Genomic DNA, 1,037 nt, shown 5'->3' with positions numbered 1-1,037 from the left:
GCGCCGTCCCCGCCGGCGGCGTCGCCTGGCGCCGTATCCCCGACATCGGGCGCACCGGCAGCGGCATGGCGCCGTTCCCGGTCACGGCCGCGCCGCGGCCGGCGGGCCAGGGGCCGCGGCTGGAGTACACGATGACGCTGTTCACCACCGGCACCCTGCGGGTGGCCGCGTACCTGTCGCCGCGCAACAGCGTCCTCACGCCCGACGGGCTGCGCTACGCCATCGCCTTCGACGACGACGCCCCGCAGACGGTGAACGTCACCCGGGCCACGGGCGCGGACGACGGCCTGATGAACCGCCAATGGGAGCGCAACACCTCGGACAACGCCGCCGTCACCGTGACCGGGCACCGGGTGTCCAGGCCGGGCGTGCACGTGCTGAAGCTGTGGATGGTGGACCCGACGGTGGTGGTGCAGAAACTGGTGGTCGACACCGGCGGCGTACGCCACAGCTACCTCGGCCCGCCGCCCAGCACGTTCGTGAAGAGGTGAGCCGGCGGCCGTCCGGAGGGTCGCCTAGCCGAGCATGAGCATCGCCTCCGCGATCTCCCCGGCCGCCGCGTCGGGGATCGCGGTTGCGGCCTCCTCCAGGACCAGCAGCCGGGCGCCGGGGATCTCGCGCGCGATCGCCTCGCCGTTGCCGACGGGGAAGAAGGGGTCGCGGCGGCCGTGGACGACGAGCGCGGGGACCTTGATCCCGGGCAGGCGTTCGCGCCAGCGGGGTGCGCAGTCGAGCCGGGAGAACACCATGCCCAGCTGGTTGGCCATCTGGGCCTCGGGGTCGGTGCCGGGCGTGCGGTCCCAGATACGCGCGGCGGTCACGCGCGCGGCGCCGGGGTCGTCGCCGAGCATCTCCGCGCCCGCGGCGGCGAACTCCGCCACCGCCTCGCGGTCGGCCCAGTCGGGCATCTCCTGCGAGAACAGCCGGCTCATCACCGACTGGTCGTGGTCGGGGAGGTCGTCGTCGGGCGGGCCGGGGGCGACCGCCCGGGTGCCGGCCAGGGTGAGCGCCGAGAACGCGCCCGGGTGGTCGAGTGC

1 protein-coding gene and 1 pseudogene are annotated in these 1,037 nt (G+C 75.0%); one reads left to right on the top strand and one right to left on the bottom strand.

Annotated features, from left to right (window positions below):
* Positions 1-491, top strand: a pseudogene (locus H5J30_RS35480) (glycosyl hydrolase 115 family protein); the annotation flags it as partial.
* Positions 492-515: 24 nt separating this feature from the next.
* Here the strand turns inward: H5J30_RS35480 and H5J30_RS35475 are convergent.
* The coding region (locus tag H5J30_RS35475) for an alpha/beta hydrolase (RefSeq protein WP_181791899.1) at positions 516-1,037 on the bottom strand (522 nt) is incomplete at its 5' end.

Source organism: Streptomyces phytophilus (genome assembly GCF_013870535.1).
Taxonomy (GTDB): domain Bacteria; phylum Actinomycetota; class Actinomycetes; order Streptomycetales; family Streptomycetaceae; genus Streptomyces; species Streptomyces phytophilus.
This window is presented reverse-complemented; position numbering and strand designations above follow the sequence as displayed.